This is a genomic window from Streptomyces sp. NPDC002328 (genome assembly GCF_042890065.1).
Classification (GTDB): domain Bacteria; phylum Actinomycetota; class Actinomycetes; order Streptomycetales; family Streptomycetaceae; genus Streptomyces.
This window is the reverse complement of sequence record NZ_JBIARQ010000001.1, coordinates 430,687-450,261: the sequence shown is the minus strand read 5'-3', so window position 1 is coordinate 450,261 and position 19,575 is coordinate 430,687. Positions and strand designations below refer to the sequence as shown.

16 protein-coding genes are annotated in these 19,575 nt (G+C 73.5%); 10 read left to right on the top strand and 6 right to left on the bottom strand.

Annotated elements, in window-relative coordinates; all coding sequences use genetic code 11:
- Positions 1–9 precede the first annotated feature (9 nt).
- A complete protein-coding gene (locus ACFYX4_RS02045) occupies positions 10–771 on the top strand; it encodes a hypothetical protein (protein ID WP_389324265.1) in 762 nt (253 codons plus the stop codon).
- A 10-nt stretch (positions 772–781) separates the two neighbouring features.
- Here the strand turns inward: ACFYX4_RS02045 and cobT are convergent, their stop codons facing one another.
- Positions 782–1,927: a nicotinate-nucleotide--dimethylbenzimidazole phosphoribosyltransferase gene (cobT, locus tag ACFYX4_RS02040; protein WP_389324262.1), complete on the bottom strand. Its 1,146-nt coding sequence runs from the start codon at positions 1,925–1,927 to the stop codon at positions 782–784.
- A gap of 162 nt (positions 1,928–2,089) precedes the next feature.
- On the opposite strand from cobT, the gene ACFYX4_RS02035 reads away from it, so the two are divergent.
- The gene (locus tag ACFYX4_RS02035; protein ID WP_389324259.1) at positions 2,090–3,037 is read left to right on the top strand and encodes a class I SAM-dependent methyltransferase; all 948 of its coding nucleotides are present in this window, start codon (positions 2,090–2,092) and stop codon (positions 3,035–3,037) included.
- A gap of 18 nt (positions 3,038–3,055) precedes the next feature.
- Here ACFYX4_RS02035 and ACFYX4_RS02030 read toward each other — a convergent pair whose 3' ends face one another.
- Entirely contained in the window at positions 3,056–4,264 is a 1,209-nt protein-coding gene (locus tag ACFYX4_RS02030) for a bifunctional adenosylcobinamide kinase/adenosylcobinamide-phosphate guanylyltransferase (RefSeq protein ID WP_389324256.1), read from the bottom strand.
- A gap of 112 nt (positions 4,265–4,376) precedes the next feature.
- Between ACFYX4_RS02030 and ACFYX4_RS02025 the strand changes: the two genes are divergently transcribed.
- The gene (locus tag ACFYX4_RS02025) at positions 4,377–4,589 is read left to right on the top strand and encodes a hypothetical protein (protein WP_389324253.1); all 213 of its coding nucleotides are present in this window, start codon (positions 4,377–4,379) and stop codon (positions 4,587–4,589) included.
- Between the two features lie 128 nt (positions 4,590–4,717).
- On the opposite strand, the gene ACFYX4_RS02020 is transcribed toward ACFYX4_RS02025, so the two are convergent.
- Positions 4,718–5,419: a methyltransferase domain-containing protein gene (locus ACFYX4_RS02020; protein WP_389326671.1), complete on the bottom strand. Its 702-nt coding sequence runs from the start codon at positions 5,417–5,419 to the stop codon at positions 4,718–4,720.
- Positions 5,420–5,502: 83 nt separating this feature from the next.
- Positions 5,503–6,132: a DUF3043 domain-containing protein gene (locus ACFYX4_RS02015; RefSeq protein ID WP_389324251.1), complete on the bottom strand. Its 630-nt coding sequence runs from the start codon at positions 6,130–6,132 to the stop codon at positions 5,503–5,505.
- Positions 6,133–6,404: 272 nt separating this feature from the next.
- On the opposite strand from ACFYX4_RS02015, the gene ACFYX4_RS02010 reads away from it, so the two are divergent.
- The 6 genes from ACFYX4_RS02010 (at position 6,405) to ACFYX4_RS01985 (ending at position 15,571) form a co-directional block, all read left to right on the top strand.
- Positions 6,405–7,202, top strand: a complete 798-nt coding sequence (locus tag ACFYX4_RS02010) for a PspA/IM30 family protein (protein WP_389324248.1) — start codon at positions 6,405–6,407, stop codon at positions 7,200–7,202.
- A gap of 34 nt (positions 7,203–7,236) precedes the next feature.
- Positions 7,237–7,515: a hypothetical protein gene (locus ACFYX4_RS02005; protein WP_389324245.1), complete on the top strand. Its 279-nt coding sequence runs from the start codon at positions 7,237–7,239 to the stop codon at positions 7,513–7,515.
- Between the two features lie 174 nt (positions 7,516–7,689).
- A complete protein-coding gene (locus ACFYX4_RS02000; protein ID WP_389324242.1) occupies positions 7,690–8,910 on the top strand; it encodes a sensor histidine kinase in 1,221 nt (406 codons plus the stop codon).
- Positions 8,907–9,587, top strand: coding sequence for a response regulator (locus ACFYX4_RS01995; RefSeq protein WP_389324239.1), 681 nt, complete (start codon positions 8,907–8,909; stop codon positions 9,585–9,587). Before ACFYX4_RS02000 ends, ACFYX4_RS01995 begins: the two co-directional genes overlap by 4 nt.
- 167 nt (positions 9,588–9,754) lie before the next feature.
- On the top strand, positions 9,755–12,859 hold the full coding sequence (locus ACFYX4_RS01990) for an efflux RND transporter permease subunit (protein WP_389324236.1): 3,105 nt from the start codon (positions 9,755–9,757) through the stop codon (positions 12,857–12,859).
- Between the two features lie 87 nt (positions 12,860–12,946).
- Positions 12,947–15,571, top strand: coding sequence for a serine/threonine-protein kinase (locus tag ACFYX4_RS01985; RefSeq protein ID WP_389324233.1), 2,625 nt, complete (start codon positions 12,947–12,949; stop codon positions 15,569–15,571).
- A gap of 33 nt (positions 15,572–15,604) precedes the next feature.
- On the opposite strand, the gene nadA is transcribed toward ACFYX4_RS01985, so the two are convergent.
- Positions 15,605–16,789 (bottom strand): quinolinate synthase NadA, encoded by a 1,185-nt coding sequence (gene nadA / locus ACFYX4_RS01980; protein ID WP_389324230.1) that lies wholly within the window; start codon positions 16,787–16,789, stop codon positions 15,605–15,607.
- Positions 16,790–17,073: 284 nt separating this feature from the next.
- Between nadA and erpA the strand changes: the two genes are divergently transcribed.
- The gene (gene erpA / locus ACFYX4_RS01975) at positions 17,074–17,430 is read left to right on the top strand and encodes an iron-sulfur cluster insertion protein ErpA (protein WP_389324227.1); all 357 of its coding nucleotides are present in this window, start codon (positions 17,074–17,076) and stop codon (positions 17,428–17,430) included.
- An 88-nt stretch (positions 17,431–17,518) separates the two neighbouring features.
- Here erpA and ACFYX4_RS01970 read toward each other — a convergent pair whose 3' ends face one another.
- Entirely contained in the window at positions 17,519–19,495 is a 1,977-nt protein-coding gene (locus ACFYX4_RS01970) for a hypothetical protein (RefSeq protein ID WP_389324224.1), read from the bottom strand.
- Between the last annotated feature and the right edge of the window lie 80 nt (positions 19,496–19,575).

Genomic DNA, 19,575 nt, shown 5'->3' with positions numbered 1-19,575 from the left:
AATGCGCATATGGGAGATTGGTTGCAGCAGAACATTGTCGAGCCGGGCAAGCTCCCGCTGCTCCTCGCCCTCACCGCCTTCGTCCTGACCTTCGCCGTCACCCGGATGGTCACCCGTCTGATCCGTGCGGGGAAAGGGCCGTTCGGCAACGTCAGCGCGGGCGGCCTGCACATCCACCACGTCGTCCCCGGCGTGGTGCTGACCGTCCTCGGCGGCTTCGGCGCGGTGGCCAGCGGCCGGCACGGCTTCGGCTCGGCGGCCTTCGCGGTCGTCTTCGGCGTCGGCGCGGGGCTCGTCCTCGACGAGTTCGCGCTGGTGCTGCACCTCGCCGACGTGTACTGGACGGAGGCGGGCCGCCAGAGCGTGGAGGCCGTCGTCCTGACGGCGGCCCTCGTCGGCCTGATGCTGGTGGGCTTCTCGCCCTTCGGGGTCAACGACCTGAGCGCCGACGAACTCCAGGACCGCGGCACCGTGATCGCGACCGTCGGCGGCAACTTCCTCGTCGCCCTGGCCGCACTGACCAAGGGCAAGGCCAAGATGGCGATCTTCGGGGTCATCGTCCCGTTCATCGCCCTGATCGGCCTCGTGCGCCTGGCCCGTCCCGGCTCCCCCTGGGCCCGCCGCTTCTACCGCAACCGCCCCCGGGCCCGCGCGAAGGCCGCTCTCCGCGCCTACCACCACGACCGCCGCTGGTCCCGTCCCAGCCGGGCCGTCGGCAACTGGCTCGGCGGCAAGCCGGACCCGGAACTGCGCCCGGCGAGCCACAAGTGACCTCGCGCGGTCACCCCTCTTCGAGCGACTCCCTCTCCGGGTCCTTCTCCGGCTCCTTCTCCGAGTCCTCCTCCGGGTCCGCCTTCGAGGCCTCCCGCTCCGCGGGGGCGGCCGGCTTCTCCGGGAGTTCCGCCGCGAGGGCCGCCGCGGCCTGCACCAGGGGCAGCGCCAGGAGGGCGCCCGCGCCCTCGCCCACCGTCACGCCCTGGTCCAGGAGCGGTTCCAGGGCCATCCGGTCCAGTGCCTTCGCCTGGCCCGGCTCGCCGCTGCGCTGGCCCGCCAGCCACCAGTCCGGCGCGCGGAACGCGATCCGCTGGCCGACGAGCGCGCAGGCCGCCGCCACGACCCCGTCCAGCACGACGGGCAACTTCCTTACGGCGCACTGGAGCAGAAAGCCCGTCATGGCGGCCAGATCGGCCCCGCCGACCGTCGCCAGCAGTTGCAGCTGCTCGCCCAGCACCGGCCGGGCCCGCCGCAGCGCGTCACGGATGGCGGCGCACTTGCGCATCCAGGCGAGGTCGTCGATCGCCTCGCCGCCCCGCCCGGTCACCACCGACGCGTCCGTCCCGCACAACGCCGCGACCAGCACGCCCGCCGCCGTCGTCCCGCCCACGCTGACATCGCCCAGCACGACCAGGTCCGTACCGGAGTCCGCCTCCTCGTCGGCGACCGCGACCCCGGCCAGGAACGCCGCCTCCGCCTCCTCGGGCGTCAGCGCGTCCTCGACGTCGATACGGCCGCTGCCGCGCCGCACCCTGTGCCGTACGACGTCCTCGGGGAACGCGTCCGGCTCGCAGTCCAGCGCCATGTCCACGACCCGCAGCGGCACCCCGAGCCGGCGCGCCAGCACCGACACCGGACGCCCGCCCTCCAGCACCTCCCGCACCAGCTGCGCCGCGCCGCCCGCGGGCCGCGCCGAGACGCCCAGCCCGGCCACCCCGTGGTCGCCGGCGAACAGCACCACCCGAGGCCGCTCCACCGGCCGCACCGGCACCGATCCCTGCGCCGCCGCGAGCCACTCGCCCAGGTCGTCGAGGCGTCCCAGCGCTCCGGGCGGCACGATCTGACGCTCCCGGCGCGCCTCCGCGTCGCGGCGCACCCCGCCGTCGGGGCGCTCGATCAGGTCGGTGAAGTCGTCGAGATTCAGCGAGCTCATTCGCCGAACAGTACCGGCACCGATCGAACGCTTCAGCGCCACTCCGCCACCACACCCCCGCGACGTCGTTGCACCCGGCAAGGCGATCCCATACGTTCCGGTTTGCCACGAATTGCCGCAGTCACCCGCGTCGCCCCGCCGCTTCTCCCACCGGAGCCGCTCATGCCCCCCAGGCCCATCCACGAGCCGCGCCGCGACGACTGCCCCTGGTGCGGCTCGAAACGTCTGCGCACCCGGCTGCGCGCCCCCGACCTGCTGCACCGCCGGCCCGGGATGTTCGTCGTCGACGAGTGCCGGGACTGCGCGCACGCCTTCCAGAACCCGCGCCTGACCCCGGAGGGCCTCGCCCTCTACCGGCGCGAACCGCAGGCGGGCCGCGCGCGGGGCCCGGCGGCCCGCGTCCTCGCCGCCCGCACCAGCCGGCGCCGCCTCAGGTCCGTCGCCCGGGTGATGCTGCGGTTCCCCGAGCCGGAGAGCTGGCTGGACGTCGGCACCGGGCACGCGCTGTTCCCGCAGGCCGCGAAGGAGCTGTTCACCTACACGTCGTTCGACGGCCTGGACCTCACGCCCCGGGTGGAGCGGGCGCGGCAGGCCGGACGGGTGGAGGAGGCCCACGTCGGCCGGCTGACGGCCCCCGCGATCACCGCCCGCCTGCGGGGCCGCTACGACGTCGTCAGCATGCTGCACCACCTGGAGCACACGCCCGACCCCCGGGAGGAACTCCGCGCGGCCCTCACCGTGCTGCGCCCCGGCGGCCACCTCCTCCTCGAACTCCCCGACCCGCAGAGCGCGTTCGCCTCGCTCCTCGGCAAGTGGTGGGCGCCGCACGGGCAGCCGCTCCACCTGCACCTCCTCCCGCTGGCCAACCTCCGCGCCGAACTGGAGTCACGGGGCTGCACGATCGTGACGGCCGACCGCAGCGCCGCACACGTCCCCCACGACCTCACGGCCGCCCTCTCCCTCTCCCTGCCGCACGCCCGCGGGGCGGCCCCCCTCCTGACCGCCGCCACCGCCCTGGACCACACCCTCTCCCCCCTCCTGCGCCACACCCGCTTCTCCAACACCTACCGAGTGATCGCCCGGAGCCCCGCGGCCTCCGCGCCCCGGTGAAATCCCCCCGCGACACCGCTACCCCCGCAACACCAGCGCCTGTCCCGCCACCACCAGCACCACCTGCTCGCACTCGCCCGCCGCCGCCGCGTTCAGCCGTCCCAGCTCGTCCCGGTACCGGCGCCCGGAGGCCGTCGCCGGCACGATCCCCGATCCCACCTCGTTGGAGACCAGCACCACCGTCCGCCGGGTCGCCCGCAGGGCCCCCGCCAGCTCCGTCACCCGCCCCCGCAGCTCCCGTTCGCCCCCGCCCGCCCACACCGCGTCGTCCCACGCCCCGACGGAGTCCATCGCGTCCGTCAGCCACAGGGAGAGACAGTCGATCAGCAGCGGAGGCCCGTCCGCCGCCAGCAGCGGCACCAGGTCGCACGTCTCCGCCGTACGCCACGACCCCGGCCGCCGCTCACGGTGCAGGGAGACCCGGGCCGCCCACTCCCCGTCCCCGCCCCGCGTCCCCCCGGTCGCCACGTACAGGACGTCGGGGAAGGACTCCAGCCGCCGTTCCGCCTCCACCGACTTGCCCGACCGGGCCCCGCCCAGCACCAGCGTGCGCCGCGGCACGTCCGGCACGTTCTCGTACGCCCCCACCGTCAGCGTCGTCCCGTCCGGCACCGTCCGCGCCCCCGCCGCCGCGAGCCGCCGCCGCGACTCCGCGCCCGGCGGCGCCTCGTGGTCGAGATGGACGGCCACGACGTCCGTCGTCGGCCCGACGGCCCCCACCGCCCGCAGCTTCGCCAGCCCGTCCGGCCGCCCCACGACGTCCGCGAGGACCAGGTCGTAGCGCTCGGCGGGGTCCGCCGACTCCTCCAGACCGGCCGGCGCGCCGCCCGGCGGCAGATACAGCAGCCGCTGCCCGTCCGGCCCGGTCACCGCGTACCCGGTGCCGGGCGCGTCCAGCGCGACCGCGCGCACCCGATGCCCCGTCAGCAGCGCCGACTCCCGCCCGTCCGGCACCCGTCCGGGCTGCGGCAGCCCGGCCGGCACCTCCACCGCGGGCCCGTCGTGCGGGTGGGACAGCAGCGCCTGCCGCACCCCGCCCAGCGAACGACCCGCCCGTGCCGCCGCGAACGCCGCGCCCGGCGTCAGGTCCAGCAGCAGCGCGCCGTCCACGAGGACGGAGGTCGCCGCGCGCGCGTCCGCGCCGAGCGAGGTCGCGCAGACCGCGCACGGACAGTCGGGGCGGGGGAGTCCCGCGGGGGCGCCGGTTCCGAGCAGAGTGACTTCCACGAACCGATTTTCGCTTGTCGCCGCTGGTCTTGCGCATCCGACTAGGCTGCGAGCAGGAGCCGGACCAAGATCCGGCTCTCGCGTTGTTCGTGCTCATACGTTGGAGGTGTACATGGCGGCATGGACGTGGCGGTTCGAGAAGGCCGACGGCACGGAGGTCCAGCCCGCGGTGCAGCCCGAGGAGTGGACCACTCAGGGGGACGCCGAGTCCTGGATCGGGGAGCACTGGAAGGCCCTGCTCGAAGGCGGCGCGGACCAGGTGCGGCTGTTCGAGGACGCCACCGAGATCTACGGCCCGATGAACCTGCACGCGGACGAGTCGTAGCACCCGCCGAACACCGGCAGGGCACCAGCCGGGCGGGGTGGCCGTTCCGCGGCCACCTCACCCGGGCTCACCGGGCTCACCCGCGAAGCGGCCGCGCCCCCCGGCTCCCGCTCAGCCCCGGACCTCGCTCAGCCCCGGACCCCGCACAGATGCAGCAGCGCCGCGACCCGGCGGTACGGGTCCGTGCGCCCCGCCCGCTCCTCCGCGGCCAACAGCGCCTCCAGGTCCTCCGGGACCTGCGCCCCGTCCACCGCGGTGTCCGTGAACACCCGTACGCCGTACCAGGAATGAAGCGGCGCGCCGATGCCGGCGAGCGTCGCCGTCAGCCTCTCCAGCCGGTCCGCCCGGACGTCCAGGCCGAGGCGGTTGCGGTAGGAGACGGTGTCGAAGGCGGCCAGGGTTCCCGCCCAGTCGCCGGCCAGGCCGGGCCGCAGCGCGAGCGCGTCGGCGTTGCGGACCAGGAGGGACAGCAGCCCGCCCGGGGCCAGCACCCGCGCCAGTCCCGCCAGCAACGGGTCGGGCTCCGCCACGTACATGAGCACGCCGTGGCAGAGCACGATGTCGAAACTGCCCGGCAGGAAGTGCACACCGGTGTCCCGGCCGTCCCCCTCGATGATCCGCATCCGCTCCCGGATGCCCTCCGGCTCCCCCGACAGGGTCTCCCGGGCCGCGGCGATCATCGTCGCGTCCTGCTCCAGGCCCGTCACCCGGTGACCGAGCCGGGCCAGCCGCAGCGCCTGCGTGCCCTGGCCCATCCCCACGTCGAGCACCCGCAGCCGCTGCCCGACCGGGTACCGCCCGGCTATCTGCTCGTCGAGCTGCCGGGCCACCAGCTCCTGCCGCACCACGTCACGCAGTCCGCCCAGCGTGTTCAGCCAGGCCCGCGCCGCGTCCCCGGAGAACGAAGCACCGCTCAGGGCTTCGCTCCGCGCTTGAGCTGCGGCTTGGGCAGCCGGAGCCGACGCATCTGGAGCGAGCGCATGAGGGCGTAGGCCACCGCGCCGCGCCGGTTCTCGTCCGGGAAGCGCTCGGCGAGCTGCTTCTTCAGACGGAACCCGGTGACGATCGAGTCCAGCACGATGAGCACGATCACCACGAGCCACAGCAGCAGCGCGATGCTCTGGAGGGAGGCGACCCGGACCATGCTCAGCACGAGGATGATCACGGCCATGGGCAGGAAGAACTCCGCCACGTTGAACCGCGAGTCGACGAAGTCGCGCGCGAACCTGCGCACCGGGCCCTTGTCACGGGCCGGCAGATACCGCTCGTCGCCGCCGGCCAGCGCCTGACGCTGCCGCTCCAACTGGGCGCGGCGATCGTCACGCTGCCGCTTGGCGGCCTCCTTGCGCGTCATCGGGGTGTTGGCGACGCTGCGGCGCTGGGACTGGGCCACACTGCGCTTCGGCGTGGGCCGGCCCTTGGGGGCCTGCGGGTCGCGGGGCTGACTGGAGTCGGTCGGCGACGCCTTGTCGGCGAGCGCTGCCTTCTCATCCTTGGCACGGCTACGGAACACAAAACCCAAGGGTAAGCGCTTCTCCGGCATGGACCCCAGCTCCGTGGGGAACGATCCGGCAACACCGGTCGTCTGTAGTGGGGACAGACCGGTCGGAGACGGGGTGAGAGGGGACACCCGATGACCTGTCGCTCACCCTGAAGGTCACCTACTCCTTACGCCGGAGCAAGGCCTTGGTCAGTCGTCCTTGGGGATGAGCGCATCCGTCCCCGAACAGTGCGTCAATAGATGCAGGGCCCGTACTGTGGGTTCTGTCGCAGACCTGTGAGCTGGAGTCCGTCAGAAGGGGGCGCGCGAAGCCCATGAGCGGTGTGATGAAGCGTATGGGGATGATCTTCCGCGCGAAGGCGAACAAGGCCCTTGACCGGGCCGAGGACCCGCGCGAAACCCTCGATTACTCGTACCAGAAGCAGTTGGAGCTCCTCCAGAAGGTCCGCCGCGGCGTCGCCGACGTGGCCACCTCGCGCAAGCGGCTGGAACTCCAGCTCACCCAGTTGCAGTCGCAGTCCTCCAAGCTGGAGGACCAGGGCCGCAAGGCGCTCGCGCTGGGCCGTGAGGACCTCGCCCGCGAGGCGCTCTCCCGCCGCGCCGCCCTCCAGCAGCAGGTCACCGACCTCGAGACGCAGCACGCGACGCTCCAGGGCGAGGAGGAGAAGCTCACCCTCGCGGCCCAGCGTCTCCAGGCCAAGGTCGACGCCTTCCGCACGAAGAAGGAGACCATCAAGGCCACCTACACCGCCGCCCAGGCCCAGACCCGCATCGGCGAGGCCTTCTCCGGCATCTCCGAGGAGATGGGCGACGTCGGCCTGGCCATCCAGCGCGCCGAGGACAAGACCGCCCAGCTCCAGGCCCGCGCCGGCGCCCTCGACGAACTCCTCGCCTCCGGCGCCCTCGACGACCCCACCGGCATGGCCAAGGACGACCTCCAGGCCGAGCTGGACCGCCTCTCCGGTGGTACGGATGTAGAGCTGGAGCTCCAGCGCATGAAGGCCGAGCTGGCCGGCGGCTCCTCGGCCGGGCAGCAGGCCATCGAAGGTGGCACGAGCCAGTCGCAGCCCCAGCAGCAGCCGCAGGACACCCCGCGCTTCGACAAGCAGTAGCCCGGCGCCGGGGCCGGCACCTCAGGAGGGCGACATGATCGTACGGATCATGGGGGAGGGCCAGTGGACGCTGGCCGACTCCCGCTTGGCCGAGCTGGACAAGCTGGACGACGAGCTGCTGAAGGAGATGGAGAGCGGCGACGCCGACGGCTTCCGCCGCACCCTCGGCGCCCTCCTGAACGCCGTCCGCACCCTCGGCGACCCCCTCCCGGACGACACCCTGGAACCCTCGGATCTGATCCTCCCGGCCCCGGACGCGAGCCTGGAGGAGGTCCGGGACATGCTGACCGACGACGGCTTGATCCCGGGCTGAGCCGGCCGAGGCCCGCTTTTTCTGGTGCCGGGCACGGTAACTTCAGCCCGTCTGGGGTCCCCCCTCTGGGGGAGTTTGAGGACGAGGCCCCTCAAGGGCCGAAGCGGGGGCCTGGGGGCGGCAGCCCCCAGCAACGTCCACTACAGCGACGGTCACTCGAAAAGGCACCGCACCTTGACTCCCCTCGCCCGAGCCCAGCGCCAGCTGAAAGCCCACCCCCTGGCCGCGGACGCGACCCTCGCCACATGCGTCCTGATCTGCATGCTGGCCGGCTCCTTCGTGGACCCCCACGGCGAACACAGCGTCAGCTGGAGCATCCGCACCCCCGACCCGCTGAGCCTGCTCCTGATGACCCTCAGCGCAGCCGCCCTCGTCTTGCGCCGCAGCGCCCCCATGACGGTCCTCGCGCTCACCGGCACCTTCTCCCTCGTCGAGTCCGTCACCGGCGACCCCCGCGCCCCCGTCGCGATGTCCGCCGTCGTCGCCCTGTTCACCGTCGCCGCCGCCACCGACCGCGCCACCACCTGGCGCGCCGGCCTGCTCACGATGACGGTCCTCACCGGCGCGGCCATGCTGGCCGGCCCGCTGCCCTGGTACGCCCAGGAGAACCTGGGACTCCTCGCCTGGACCGGCATCGGCGCCACCGCGGGCGACGCCGTCCGCAGCCGCCGCGCCGCCGTCCAGGCCATCCGGGACCGCGCCGAGCGCGCCGAACGCACCCGGGAGGAGGAGGCCCGCCGCCGGGTCGCCGAGGAGCGCCTGCGCATCGCCCGGGACCTGCACGACGTCGTCGCCCACCACATCGCCCTGGTCAACGTCCAGGCCGGGGTCGCCGCGCACATCATGGACAAGCGCCCCGACCAGGCCAAGGAAGCCCTCGCGCACGTCCGCGAGGCCAGCCGCTCCGCGCTGAACGAACTGCGCGCCACCGTCGGCCTGCTGCGCCAGTCCGGCGACCCCGAGGCCCCGACCGAGCCCGCCCCTGGCCTGGACCGCCTCGACGAACTCGCCGGCACCTTCCGCAACGCCGGCCTCCAGGTGGAGGTCGCCCGCGCCGACCAGGACACCACGCTCCCCGCCGCCGTCGACCTGGCCGCCTACCGGGTGATCCAGGAGGCCCTGACCAATGTGCAGAAGCACGCCGGGCCGGACGCCAAGGCCGAGGTCAGCGTCGTCCGCGTCGGACCCCGTATCGAGGTCACCGTCCTCGACGACGGCGCGGGCGACGCCCCGCCGCCGGCGGAGGGCGGCGGCCACGGCCTGCTCGGCATGCGCGAACGCGTCACCGCCCTGCACGGCGCCCTCACCACCGGCCCCCGCTACGGAGGCGGCTTCCGCGTCCACGCCGTCCTGCCGCTGGAGACCCGACCGTCCGCCCAGGAGGATCTCGTATGACCATCCGTGTCCTGCTCGCCGACGACCAGGCGCTGCTGCGCAGCGCCTTCCGCGTGCTCGTCGACTCCGAGCCCGACATGGAGGTGGTCGGCGAGGCCTCCGACGGCGCCGAGGCGGTGCGGCTGGCGAAGGAGCGCGCCGCCGACGTCGTCCTGATGGACATCCGCATGCCCGGCACCGACGGACTCGCCGCGACCCGTCTGATCAGCGCCGACCCGACGCTCGCCCAGGTGCGCGTGGTGATCCTGACGACCTTCGAGGTCGACGACTACGTGGTGCAGTCGCTGCGCGCCGGGGCCTCCGGCTTCCTCGGCAAGGGCAGCGAGCCGGACGAGCTGCTGAGCGCCATCCGGGTCGCCGCCGGGGGCGAGGCCCTGCTGTCGCCGGCCGCCACCAAGGGCCTGATCGCCCGCTTCCTCGCCCAGGGCGGCAGCGACGACGCCCGCGACCCCGCCCGCGCCCAGCGGCTGGACGCGCTCACCGTGCGCGAACGCGAGGTCCTCGTCCAGGTCGCCGGCGGCCACTCCAACGACGAGATCGCCGAACGTCTGGAGGTCAGCCCGCTGACCGTGAAGACGCACGTCAACCGGGCCATGGCCAAACTGGGCGCCCGCGACCGGGCCCAGCTCGTGGTGATCGCGTACGAGTCCGGGCTGGTACGCCCGAGGGTGGACTGAGCCGGCCCGGCCGTACTGCGCCCGGAGTATGCGCCGGATAAGGAAACCGCCCTGGGGCTTACCGATCAGCCGTCCCGGATGGATCAGGGTGTAGGGGCGGGCCGCTCCCGTGCGTTCCGTGCCTCTGCCGCTCACAGAGCCGCTCGATAGAAGAGAGACCCTGACCCATGTCCTGGCTGTCGCGATTCAGCCTCGCGCAACGGGCCCTCATAGGCCTCGTGTCCATCGTCGCGCTCGTGTTCGGCGCGATCGCCATTCCGCAGCTGAAACAGCAGCTGCTGCCCACCATCGAGCTTCCGATGGTGTCCGTCCTCGCGCCCTACCAGGGGGCCGCCCCGGACGTCGTCGAGAAGCAGGTGATCGAGCCGATCGAGGACAACCTCGAAGGCGTCGACGGCATCACCGGCGTCACCTCCACGGCGAGCGAGGGCAACGCCGTGATCATGGCCTCCTTCGACTACGGCAACGACACCGAGCAGCTCGTCGCCGACGTCCAGCAGGCCGTCAACCGGGCCCGCGTCCAGCTCCCGGACTCCGTCGACCCGCAGGTCGTGGCCGGCTCCACGGACGACATGCCGACCGTGGTCCTCGCCGTCACCTCCGGCAAGGACCAGCAGGCCCTGGCCGACCAGCTCGACACGACCGTCGTGCCCGCCCTGCGCGACATCGACGGCGTCGGCCAGGTCACCGTCGACGGCGTGCGCGACCTTCGGGTCACCGTCACCCCCGACGACGCGAAGCTCGCGGCGGCCGGGCTGACCGGGCAGGCCCTCGCCCAGGCACTCCAGGCGGGCGGCGCGACCGTCCCGGCCGGCTCCTTCGACGAGGCCGGCGCCAACCGCACCGTCCGCGTCGGCGGCGGCTACACCTCCCTGGAGCAGATCCGGAACCTGGCGATCCCGGGCGTGGCGGGCCGCAAGCCGGTCCGGCTCGGCGACGTCGCCGCGGTCGCCCAGCGCGAGGCCGAGGCCGACTCCCTCACCCGCACCGACGGCAGGCCCAGCCTCTCCGTCGCCCTCACCATGGACCACGACGGCAGCGCGGTCGCCATCTCCGAAGCGGTCGAGGACAAGCTGCCCGGTCTGCGCCAGGACCTCGGCTCCGGCGCGTCGATCACGGTCGTCAGCGACCAGGGCCCGGCCGTCTCCAAGGCCATCGAGGGCCTGACCACGGAGGGCGCGCTCGGTCTGCTCTTCGCGGTCCTCGTCATCCTGGTCTTCCTGGCGTCGATCCGCTCGACGCTGGTGACGGCGGTGTCGATCCCGCTGTCCGTGGTCCTCGCCCTGATCGTGCTGTGGACCCGCGACCTCTCCCTCAACATGCTGACCCTGGGCGCGCTGACCATCGCGATCGGCCGGGTCGTCGACGACTCGATCGTCGTCCTGGAGAACATCAAGCGCCACCTCGGCTACGGCGAGGAGCGCCAGTCGGCGATCATCACCGCGGTCCGCGAGGTGGCCGGCGCGGTCACCTCCTCCACCCTCACCACCGTCGCCGTGTTCCTGCCGATCGGGCTGGTCGGCGGCATGGTGGGCGCGCTGTTCGGCTCGTTCAGCCTCACCGTGACGGCGGCCCTGCTGGCCTCCCTCCTGGTCTCGCTGACGGTCGTCCCGGTCCTGTCGTACTGGTTCCTGCGCGCCCCCAAGGGCACCCCCGAGGACGCCGAGGAGGCCCGCCGCGCCGCCGAGGAGAAGGAGGCCAAGAGCCGTCTCCAGCGCGTCTACGTCCCCGTCCTGCGCTTCGCCACCCGGCGCCGGCTGACCAGCGTGGCCATCGCGGTCGTCGTCCTGATCGGCACCTTCGCCATGGCGCCGCTGCTCAAGACCAACTTCTTCGACCAGGGCGAGCAGCAGGTCCTGACGGTCAAGCAGGAGCTGGCGCCCGGTACCAGCCTCGCGGCGACGGACGTCCAGGCGAAGAAGGTCGAGAAGCTGCTCGCCGGCGTCGAGGGCGTGAAGGACTACCAGGTCACCGTCGGCTCCTCCGGGTTCATGGCGGCCTTCGGCGGCGGCACGGACACCAACCAGGCCTCCTACCAGGTGATGCTGGAGGACTCGGCGTCCTACAAGGACGTCCAGGACCGCGTCGAGAAGGGCCTCGCCGGGCTGAAGGGCATCGGCGTCACCACCGTCGCCGCCGGCGACGGCTTCGGCAGCCAGGACCTGTCCGTGGTGGTGAAGGCGGCCGACGCCGAGGTGCTGCGCACGGCGGCCGAGCAGGTCCGCTCCGCGGTGGCCGGCCTCGACGACGTCACCGACGTCACCAGCGACCTGTCGCAGAGCGTGCCGCGCATCTCGGTCAAGGCCAACTCCCAGGCCGCGGCGGCCGGTTTCGACGACCAGACGCTGGGCGCGGCGGTCGCGCAGGCGGTGCGCGGCACGACGGCGGCGAAGGCGGTCCTCGACGACGCCGAGCGCGACGTCGTCATCACCTCCGCGAAGCCCGCCCGCACACTGGCGCAGCTCAAGGCCCTGCCGCTGGGCGCGGTGAAGCTCGGCGACATCGCCACCGTCGAACTGGCGGACGGCCCGGTGTCCATGACCCGCATCGACGGCCGGCGGGCGGCGACCGTCACCGCCCGTCCCACCGGCGACAACACGGGCGCGGTGAGCGCGGACCTCACGGCGAAGCTGGACGCGCTGAAGCTCCCGGCGGGCGCGACGGCGGAGATCGGCGGCGTCTCGCAGGACCAGGACGACGCGTTCGCGAACCTCGGCCTGGCGATGCTGGCGGCGATCGCGATCGTGTTCATGCTGCTGGTGGCGACCTTCCGCTCGCTGGCCCAGCCGCTGATCCTGCTGGTGTCCATCCCGTTCGCGGCGACGGGCGCGATCGGTCTGCTGCTCGCCACCGGCACCCCGATGGGCGTCCCGGCGATGATCGGCATGCTGATGCTGATCGGCATCGTGGTGACCAACGCGATCGTCCTGATCGACCTCATCAACCAGTACCGCGAACAGGGTTACGGCGTCGTCGAGGCCGTGGTCGAGGGCGGCCGGCACCGGCTGCGCCCCATCCTGATGACCGCGCTGGCGACCATCTTCGCGCTGCTGCCCATGGCGTTGGGCGTCACCGGCGAGGGCGGCTTCATCGCCCAGCCGCTGGCGGTGGTCGTGATCGGCGGCCTGGTCACCTCGACCCTGCTCACGCTGCTCCTCGTCCCGACGCTCTACGCGATGCTCGAACTGCGCAAGGAGCGCCGGGCGGACAAGCGCGCGGCGAAGCGGGGGGCGGCCGAGCCCGAGAAGACCCCGGAGCCGGCCGGAGTCTGACGCCCGCCGCGCCGATGTCCCTTCCTCCCGCGGGGTTTCCTATCCTGTGAGCGGGAACTGCTCTGCGGGGGAAGGGGGATCGGGGCGGTGGCGCTGCACAAGGAGGACCCGAAGTCGCTCGGCGGGTACCGGATCGTCGACCGGCTCGGCGCCGGCGGGATGGGCGTGGTCTACCGCGCCCGGTCCAGATCGGGGCGCGAGGTCGCCGTCAAGGTGGTGCACGCGCAGTACGCCGAGGACGCCGTCTTCCGGACCCGGTTCCGCCAGGAGATCGAGGCCGTCCGGCGGGTGAGCGGCGCTTTCACCGCGCCCGTCGTGGACGCCGACCCGGAGGCCGTACGGCCCTGGATGGCCACCCAGTACGTGCCCTTCCCGTCGCTCGCCGCCCGGATCCGGGACGAAGGACCGCTGACGGGTGCGGAGTTGCGGCGGCTCGCGCTGGGACTCGTGGAGGCGCTGCGGGAGATCCACCGGGCCGGGGTCGTCCACCGCGACCTCAAGCCGGCGAACGTCCTGATGGCTGAAGACGGGCCCCGCGTCATCGACTTCGGCATCTCGCGCGCGGCGGAGAACCAGACGCTGACCGAGACCGGCCACATGATCGGCACCCCGCCGTTCATGTCCCCGGAACAGCTCACCGACGCCCGCTCGGCCGGTCCGCCCTCGGACGTGTTCTCCCTCGGCGCGCTCCTGACCTACGCGGCGACCGGCCGGGGCCCCTTCGACGCGCACAGCCCGTATCTGACGGCGTACCGGGTGCTGAACGACGAACCGGATCTGACGCGCCTGCCGTCCTCGCTGAGCGAGGTCGTCGCCGGCTGTCTGGCCAAGTCCCCCGAGGAACGGCCGGGGCTGGACGAGCTGTTGAAGGCGTTCGCGGTCGTCCTGCCCGGCGAGTCGCCACAGGACGAGGCAACGGTGGCCCAGCGCCGCCCAGGCCCCGACACAACCCCCGCCCCGCCCCCCGCCGCGTCTACCGCCGCCCCGCCCACAGCGGCCCCGCCAGCCGCCGGGGCCGCCCTGCCCGCGTCAGCCGCCGCCTCCTCGGTCGCCGCGCCCGACGCCGCGCCCGACGCCGCGCCCGACGCCGCGCACGTCGCCGCCTCGGCGGCCCCGCCGGCTGCCGCGCCTGACGCTGCCTCGGCCGCCGCGCCCGCCGCCTCGACCGCCCCGCCGGCCGCCGGGGCCGCCCCGCCCACAGCCGCCCCGGCCGCCGCCTCGGCTACCCCGCCCGCCGCCTCGGCCGCCCCGCCGGTCGCTGCGCCCGACGCCGCGCAGGTCGCCGCCCCGGCCGCCGCGCCCGACGCCGCGCCCGTCCCAGTGCCGGTCCTCGCCGAAGTCGCCGGGGCGCCCCTCGCCCCGGTCGCCGCCGGGGCGGCCGTCAGGCGGCGTGGGCGTGGGCGGTTGCTCGGCCTGGCCGGGGTTGCCGGGGTGCTCGCCGTCGCTCTCGCCGTCTATCTCGCCCTCGGGCCGCTGAAGGGCGGCGGGGGCGGCGGGGAGGCCGCCGAGGAATCCCGGTGGGGGGCCCTGCCGCCGGGGTGGAGTCCCTGGCAGTCGACGGTCCACGACCGAGCCGCCGCCGGTGTCGTGACGGCACCGGCGGACGCGGGCGACGTGCCGTCGGGCGTGTCGCCGTCCTGCGCGCTGAGCGAGGGCGCTCTGTACTGCGGCGGCGACGGCACCCTCCCCGTCCGGGTGGACGCGCGGACCGGCGAGACGCTCTGGCGGGCCGACTCGGTGCCCCCCGGGGTCCCCGCGAAGCGCTACGCGAGCTCGGTCATCGCGGCGCGGGACGGTGTGGTGCTGGTGAGCCAGTCGGTCATGAACGCCGCGGGGAACGACCAGACGTTCAGCGTCGTCGGCCTTGCCGCGGACAGCGGCCGACGGCTGTGGTCCCGTACGGCGGACCGTTCGTCGTCCTTCGAGCCGATCCGTGTCGGCGATCTGCTGCTCGTCCCGGCCGACGGATCCCGGGTCACCGCCCGCTCGGCGAGCGACGGCACGGAACGCTGGACCGCTGCCCTGCCCGGTGCCTACGACTGCGGGTTGAACGAGGTCGAGGGCCGCCCGTACGCCATGTGCTTCGACCGCGACGGGGACGGCGGCGAGGGCAGCCGGATCGTCGTCGCCGCCTTCGACCCGGCGGACGGCAGCACCCGGACGGTGACGACCTTCGCGTTCGACGGCGTCTACGTGGGCACGGCCGACGACCGGTTGGTCCTCGTGGGCTTCCGCGACCGTGAGCTGACGGGCTACGAGGAGCAGGCGTACACCGAGGCGGTGCTGATCGACCCCGCCACCGGGGCCCGGCGGACGGTGCCGCTGGAGGGCGCACCCCAGGGAAGGCCGGCTCTGGCGCACGGAGTGCTGTCGTTCGCGGCCGGCAACGGCCGGGTGACGGCCCTGTCGCCCACGACCGGCCGGCGGCTCTGGCAGACCGCGACGACCGTGGAGCAGCCCGGCCGCCCGGTCGCCGGCGACCAGGGGGAGACCGTGTACACGGCCGGCGCCGGCGGACGCGTGGCGGCCCTCGACGTCGGCGACGGCAGTCTGCTGTGGGAGTCCCTCCCACGCGCCGGGCGGATCGGCAACTACTCGGGCTCCGTCTCGTCGCGGGTGTTCTTCGACGAGGGGGCGCTGGTGGTGTCCACTCCCGACGGCACGCTGTTCACCCTCGACCCGGACGACCCGCGCCGCGAGGCGCCGGAGTGAGCGACCGCTCCGACGCCCGCGCCGCGCACCCGCCTACGGCAGCGCCAGCATCCGCTCCAGCGCCAGCTTCGCGAACGCCTCCGTCTCCGGGTCGACCTCGATGCGGTTGACCAGCTTGCCCTCGGCCAGGGACTCCAGGGTCCACACCAGGTGGGGCAGGTCGATGCGGTTCATGGTCGAGCAGAAGCAGACCGTGCGGTCGAGGAAGACGATCTCCTTGCCCTCGGGCGCGAAACGGTTCGCCAGCCGGCGCACGAGGTTCAGCTCGGTGCCGATGGCCCACTTGGAGCCGGCCGGGGCCGCCTCCAGCGCCTTGATGATGTACTCGGTCGAGCCGACGTAGTCCGCCGCCGCCACGACCTCGTGCCGGCACTCCGGGTGGACGAGCACGTTCACGCCGGGTATGCGGGCGCGCACGTCCTCCACCGACTGGAGGCTGAAGCGGCCGTGCACCGAGCAGTGGCCCCGCCACAGGATCATCTTCGCGTCCCGCAGCTGCTCGGCGGTGAGCCCGCCGTTCGGCTTGTGGGGGTTGTACAGGACGCAGTCCTCCAGGGACATGCCCAGGTCGCGGACGGCGGTGTTGCGGCCCAGGTGCTGGTCGGGCAGGAACAGGATCTTCTCGCCCTGCTCGAAGGCCCACTCCAGCGCCCGCTGGGCGTTGGAGGAGGTGCAGATGGTGCCGCCGTGCTTGCCGGTGAACGCCTTGATGTCGGCGGAGGAGTTCATGTACGACACGGGCACGACCTGCTCGGCGACGCCGGCCTCGGTCAGCACGTCCCAGCACTCGGCGACCTGCTCGGCCGTCGCCATGTCGGCCATGGAGCAGCCGGCGGCGAGGTCGGGCAGCACGACCTTCTGGTCGTCGGAGGTGAGGATGTCCGCGGACTCCGCCATGAAGTGCACACCGCAGAACACGATGTACTCGGCCTCGGGGCGCGCGGCCGCGTCCCGGGCCAGCTTGAAGGAGTCGCCCGTGACGTCGGCGAACTGGATGACTTCGTCCCGCTGGTAGTGGTGGCCGAGGACGAAGACCTTGTCGCCGAGCTTCTCCTTGGCGGCGCGGGCCCGCTCCACGAGGTCCGGGTCGGACGGGGAGGGCAGGTCGCCGGGGCACTCGACGCCCCGCTCGCTCTTCGGGTCGGCCTCACGGCCGAGCAGCAACAGGGCGAGGGGACTCGGCTGTACGTCGAGCTCCGGGGTCTGGGCGGTGGTCACGACACGCACCCTTTCTACTTTTCGTCGAACTGACGTTATCTATGATAACCCGCTTCACGTCACTTTGACGATGGTCATTGCGTCGATGTGACGTGAATCCCTGGTCCGGCCCGCGGACGCTGTTCGCTCCCACGCGTGTGTGCGAGCATGAAGGGCAGAACGAGGCCACAAGAGGAAAAGAAGCAAAGAAGCTGGAGACACGTTCCTCGGCCCGGAATGAATCCGCGGCCCCGCCGGTTGCAACCGTCGGCAAGCAGTCTCCGTACAACCCGGGAGAGATGTAGATGTCCGTATCGGACGAGACCAGCACCGTCACCGACGGCATCATCCTGACCGACGCCGCCGCGTCGAAGGTCAAGGCCCTGCTCGACCAGGAAGGCCGTGAGGACCTCGCCCTGCGCGTGGCCGTGCAGCCCGGCGGCTGCTCCGGTCTGCGCTACCAGCTCTTCTTCGACGAGCGTTCCCTCGACGGCGACGTCGAGAAGGACTTCGACGGCGTCAAGGTCGTCACCGACCGCATGAGCGCCCCCTACCTGGGCGGTGCCACGATCGACTTCGTGGACACGATCGAGAAGCAGGGCTTCACGATCGACAACCCGAACGCGACCGGCTCCTGCGCCTGCGGCGACTCCTTCAGCTGAGCCGTCCCGGAACGACGTGAAGGCGGCGGCCCCCTCCGACGGGGCCGCCGCCTTCCGCGTTCACCCCGCCTGCGCGGGGCCGTCCGGCTTACGGGAGCCGCGCTCCCGGCTTCTCCAGCGGGACCGCCTTGCCGTCCGAGCCCACCACGCTCCGGCCGCCCAGCGGCTCGTCGAGCTGCACGGTCTTCTGGAACACCTTGGCGATCTTGATGCAGACCTTGTCCGGCCACGGCGTCGCCGTCACGGTCACCTTGACCTGATCACCGCTCTCGGTCGCCTTCGCCGCATAGTCGGCGCAGACCCCGCCGGTGAAGCTCACCGTCAGCTCCCGGCCCTCGGCGGTGTAGCCGTCGACCTTCACGTCATGGGTCTTCGCGTCCGAGCCCGGCGCGTCGGACGCGCCGGCCGTCGGGGGCGCGCTCAGGAACTCCGGCTCGACGGCCGGATGCGTCACCGTGTACGTGCCGGCTCCGGCGGCGGCGCCCCGCACCTCGAACAGCCAGGACGGCACCAGCACCTGCCGGCCGCCCGAGGAGTGCGGGGCGAGCCCGAACACCGCGTCCTGGACCGTCAGCGTCTGCTTCTGCGGAACGGCGGTGGACGGGGCGCACGGGCTCTCCAGCCGGTCCCCCTTGCCCTCCGGCCGGCCGTCCAGCGGGGCCGAGGTGGCGCAGCCCCCGATGCCCATCCGGTGGCCCGTGCCCGGCGCGGCGTTCATCCGGTCCAGCGTCTCCTGCGCGCCCAGCACCGGGTACGAGTCCCCCTCGGCGGGCGTCTTCAGCTGCCCGTTCCCGGAGACGACCTCGCCCTGGCCGCTGACGGTGACGCCGGTGGTCCAGCCGTAGGTGGGCAGACCGCCGAACGCGGCGTCGGCGTTCACCATCCGCTGGGCGCCCACGACCTGGCTCGCGTCGATCTTGGCCTCGTCCTGGCCGACGGCCTTCAGGACCGGCGCGGCGGCCTTCTTCGCGGCCTCCTCGCTCACCGGGGACCCGGCCGTGGAACCCTGCGTGCAGACGGCCGCGCCGCCCTCGCAGGCGTCGGTGCCGGCGGCGTACCGGCTGAACGACCACAGGCCGGGCGCCTGCTTCTCCACCCGGAGCACCGGACCCGAGCCGTCCGTCCCGGCGCCGACCTTCCAGCTCTGTCCCTCGGTGACCGGAGTCCCCTCGACCCTTAGCGCGGCGGCCAGCCGGGCCACCTCGCCCGCGGTGACCCCGCCCTTCGCCCAGTACACGGGCGCGGAGTCGGGACCGTCCGGGAGGGTGCCGTCGGCGCGGTAGACCACCCCGTAGGGGTTGGGCTCACCGGGCGCGATGCCGTTGCCGCCGCTGTCGCCCTCGGAGGGGTTCGTCGCCACGCTGTGGTCGTCCAGCACGAGCGCCGGCGGAGTCCCGTCCTTCGAGGGCGCTCCGGCCCCCGACTCCCCGCCCCCACCGCCCGCGTTGGCGGCGAGGAAGGCCCCGCCCCCGCCGACGAGCAGCACGGCGGCCGCGACGGCGGCCACCACGGCGGGGGACCGCCGCCGCCGAGGCTCATCGGCCTCACCGTCGAACCCATCCCCTACGGACACGTCCTGGGCGGTGACGTCCTCGCCGGAGGCGGCGGGGGGCACGTCGGGGGCGGCGGGGGCGGCGGGGGCGGCGGCGGGCGTCTTCTCGCCGGGGCCGGGGCCGGGCTCCGAGGTGGTCGCGGCCTCCGCGGCGGTCACGGCCTCCGCGGCGGTCACGGCCTCCGCGGCGGCCTCGGGCTCCTTGGTGGCCCCAGCCTCTGGGGAGACTTCGGGCTCCTTCGCGGCCTCGGGGTGCTTCGCGGCCTCGGGCTGCTGCTTCGTCGCCTCGGGCTCCGCGGCGGCCTTCGCCGTGTCGTCCGACGCCTCGCCGTCCGTGTCCTGCACGGAACCCTCGGCGGCCTCGGAGGTCTCGGCTGCCTCGGCGGCGTCTTCCGCGACACCCTCGTGGGCGGCCTTCGCCGCGCCGCCGTCGGCGGGTTCCTTCTTCTCCGGTGTGGTCCCGTCCTCCGGCCCGCGTGCGGCGTCGTCGTTGTCGGGTCGCTCGGTGTTCACCGCATCGCTCCTTCGGCTGCTGCGCTGCTGTCGTATCTCACATCCCCTTTACGAGGGACAGCGATGGGACGCAGCGGGGG

Coding starts and splice junctions, on each gene's coding strand:
- ACFYX4_RS02015 (WP_389324251.1), bottom strand. CDS start 6,132: ATGCCGGAGAAGCGCTTACCCTTGGGTTTTGTGTTCCGTAGCCGTGCC.
- erpA (WP_389324227.1), top strand. CDS start 17,074: ATGTCCGTATCGGACGAGACCAGCACCGTCACCGACGGCATCATCCTG.
- ACFYX4_RS02025 (WP_389324253.1), top strand. CDS start 4,377: ATGGCGGCATGGACGTGGCGGTTCGAGAAGGCCGACGGCACGGAGGTC.
- ACFYX4_RS02035 (WP_389324259.1), top strand. CDS start 2,090: ATGCCCCCCAGGCCCATCCACGAGCCGCGCCGCGACGACTGCCCCTGG.
- ACFYX4_RS01990 (WP_389324236.1), top strand. CDS start 9,755: ATGTCCTGGCTGTCGCGATTCAGCCTCGCGCAACGGGCCCTCATAGGC.
- ACFYX4_RS02045 (WP_389324265.1), top strand. CDS start 10: ATGGGAGATTGGTTGCAGCAGAACATTGTCGAGCCGGGCAAGCTCCCG.
- ACFYX4_RS02010 (WP_389324248.1), top strand. CDS start 6,405: ATGAGCGGTGTGATGAAGCGTATGGGGATGATCTTCCGCGCGAAGGCG.
- ACFYX4_RS01995 (WP_389324239.1), top strand. CDS start 8,907: ATGACCATCCGTGTCCTGCTCGCCGACGACCAGGCGCTGCTGCGCAGC.
- ACFYX4_RS02005 (WP_389324245.1), top strand. CDS start 7,237: ATGATCGTACGGATCATGGGGGAGGGCCAGTGGACGCTGGCCGACTCC.
- cobT (WP_389324262.1), bottom strand. CDS start 1,927: ATGAGCTCGCTGAATCTCGACGACTTCACCGACCTGATCGAGCGCCCC.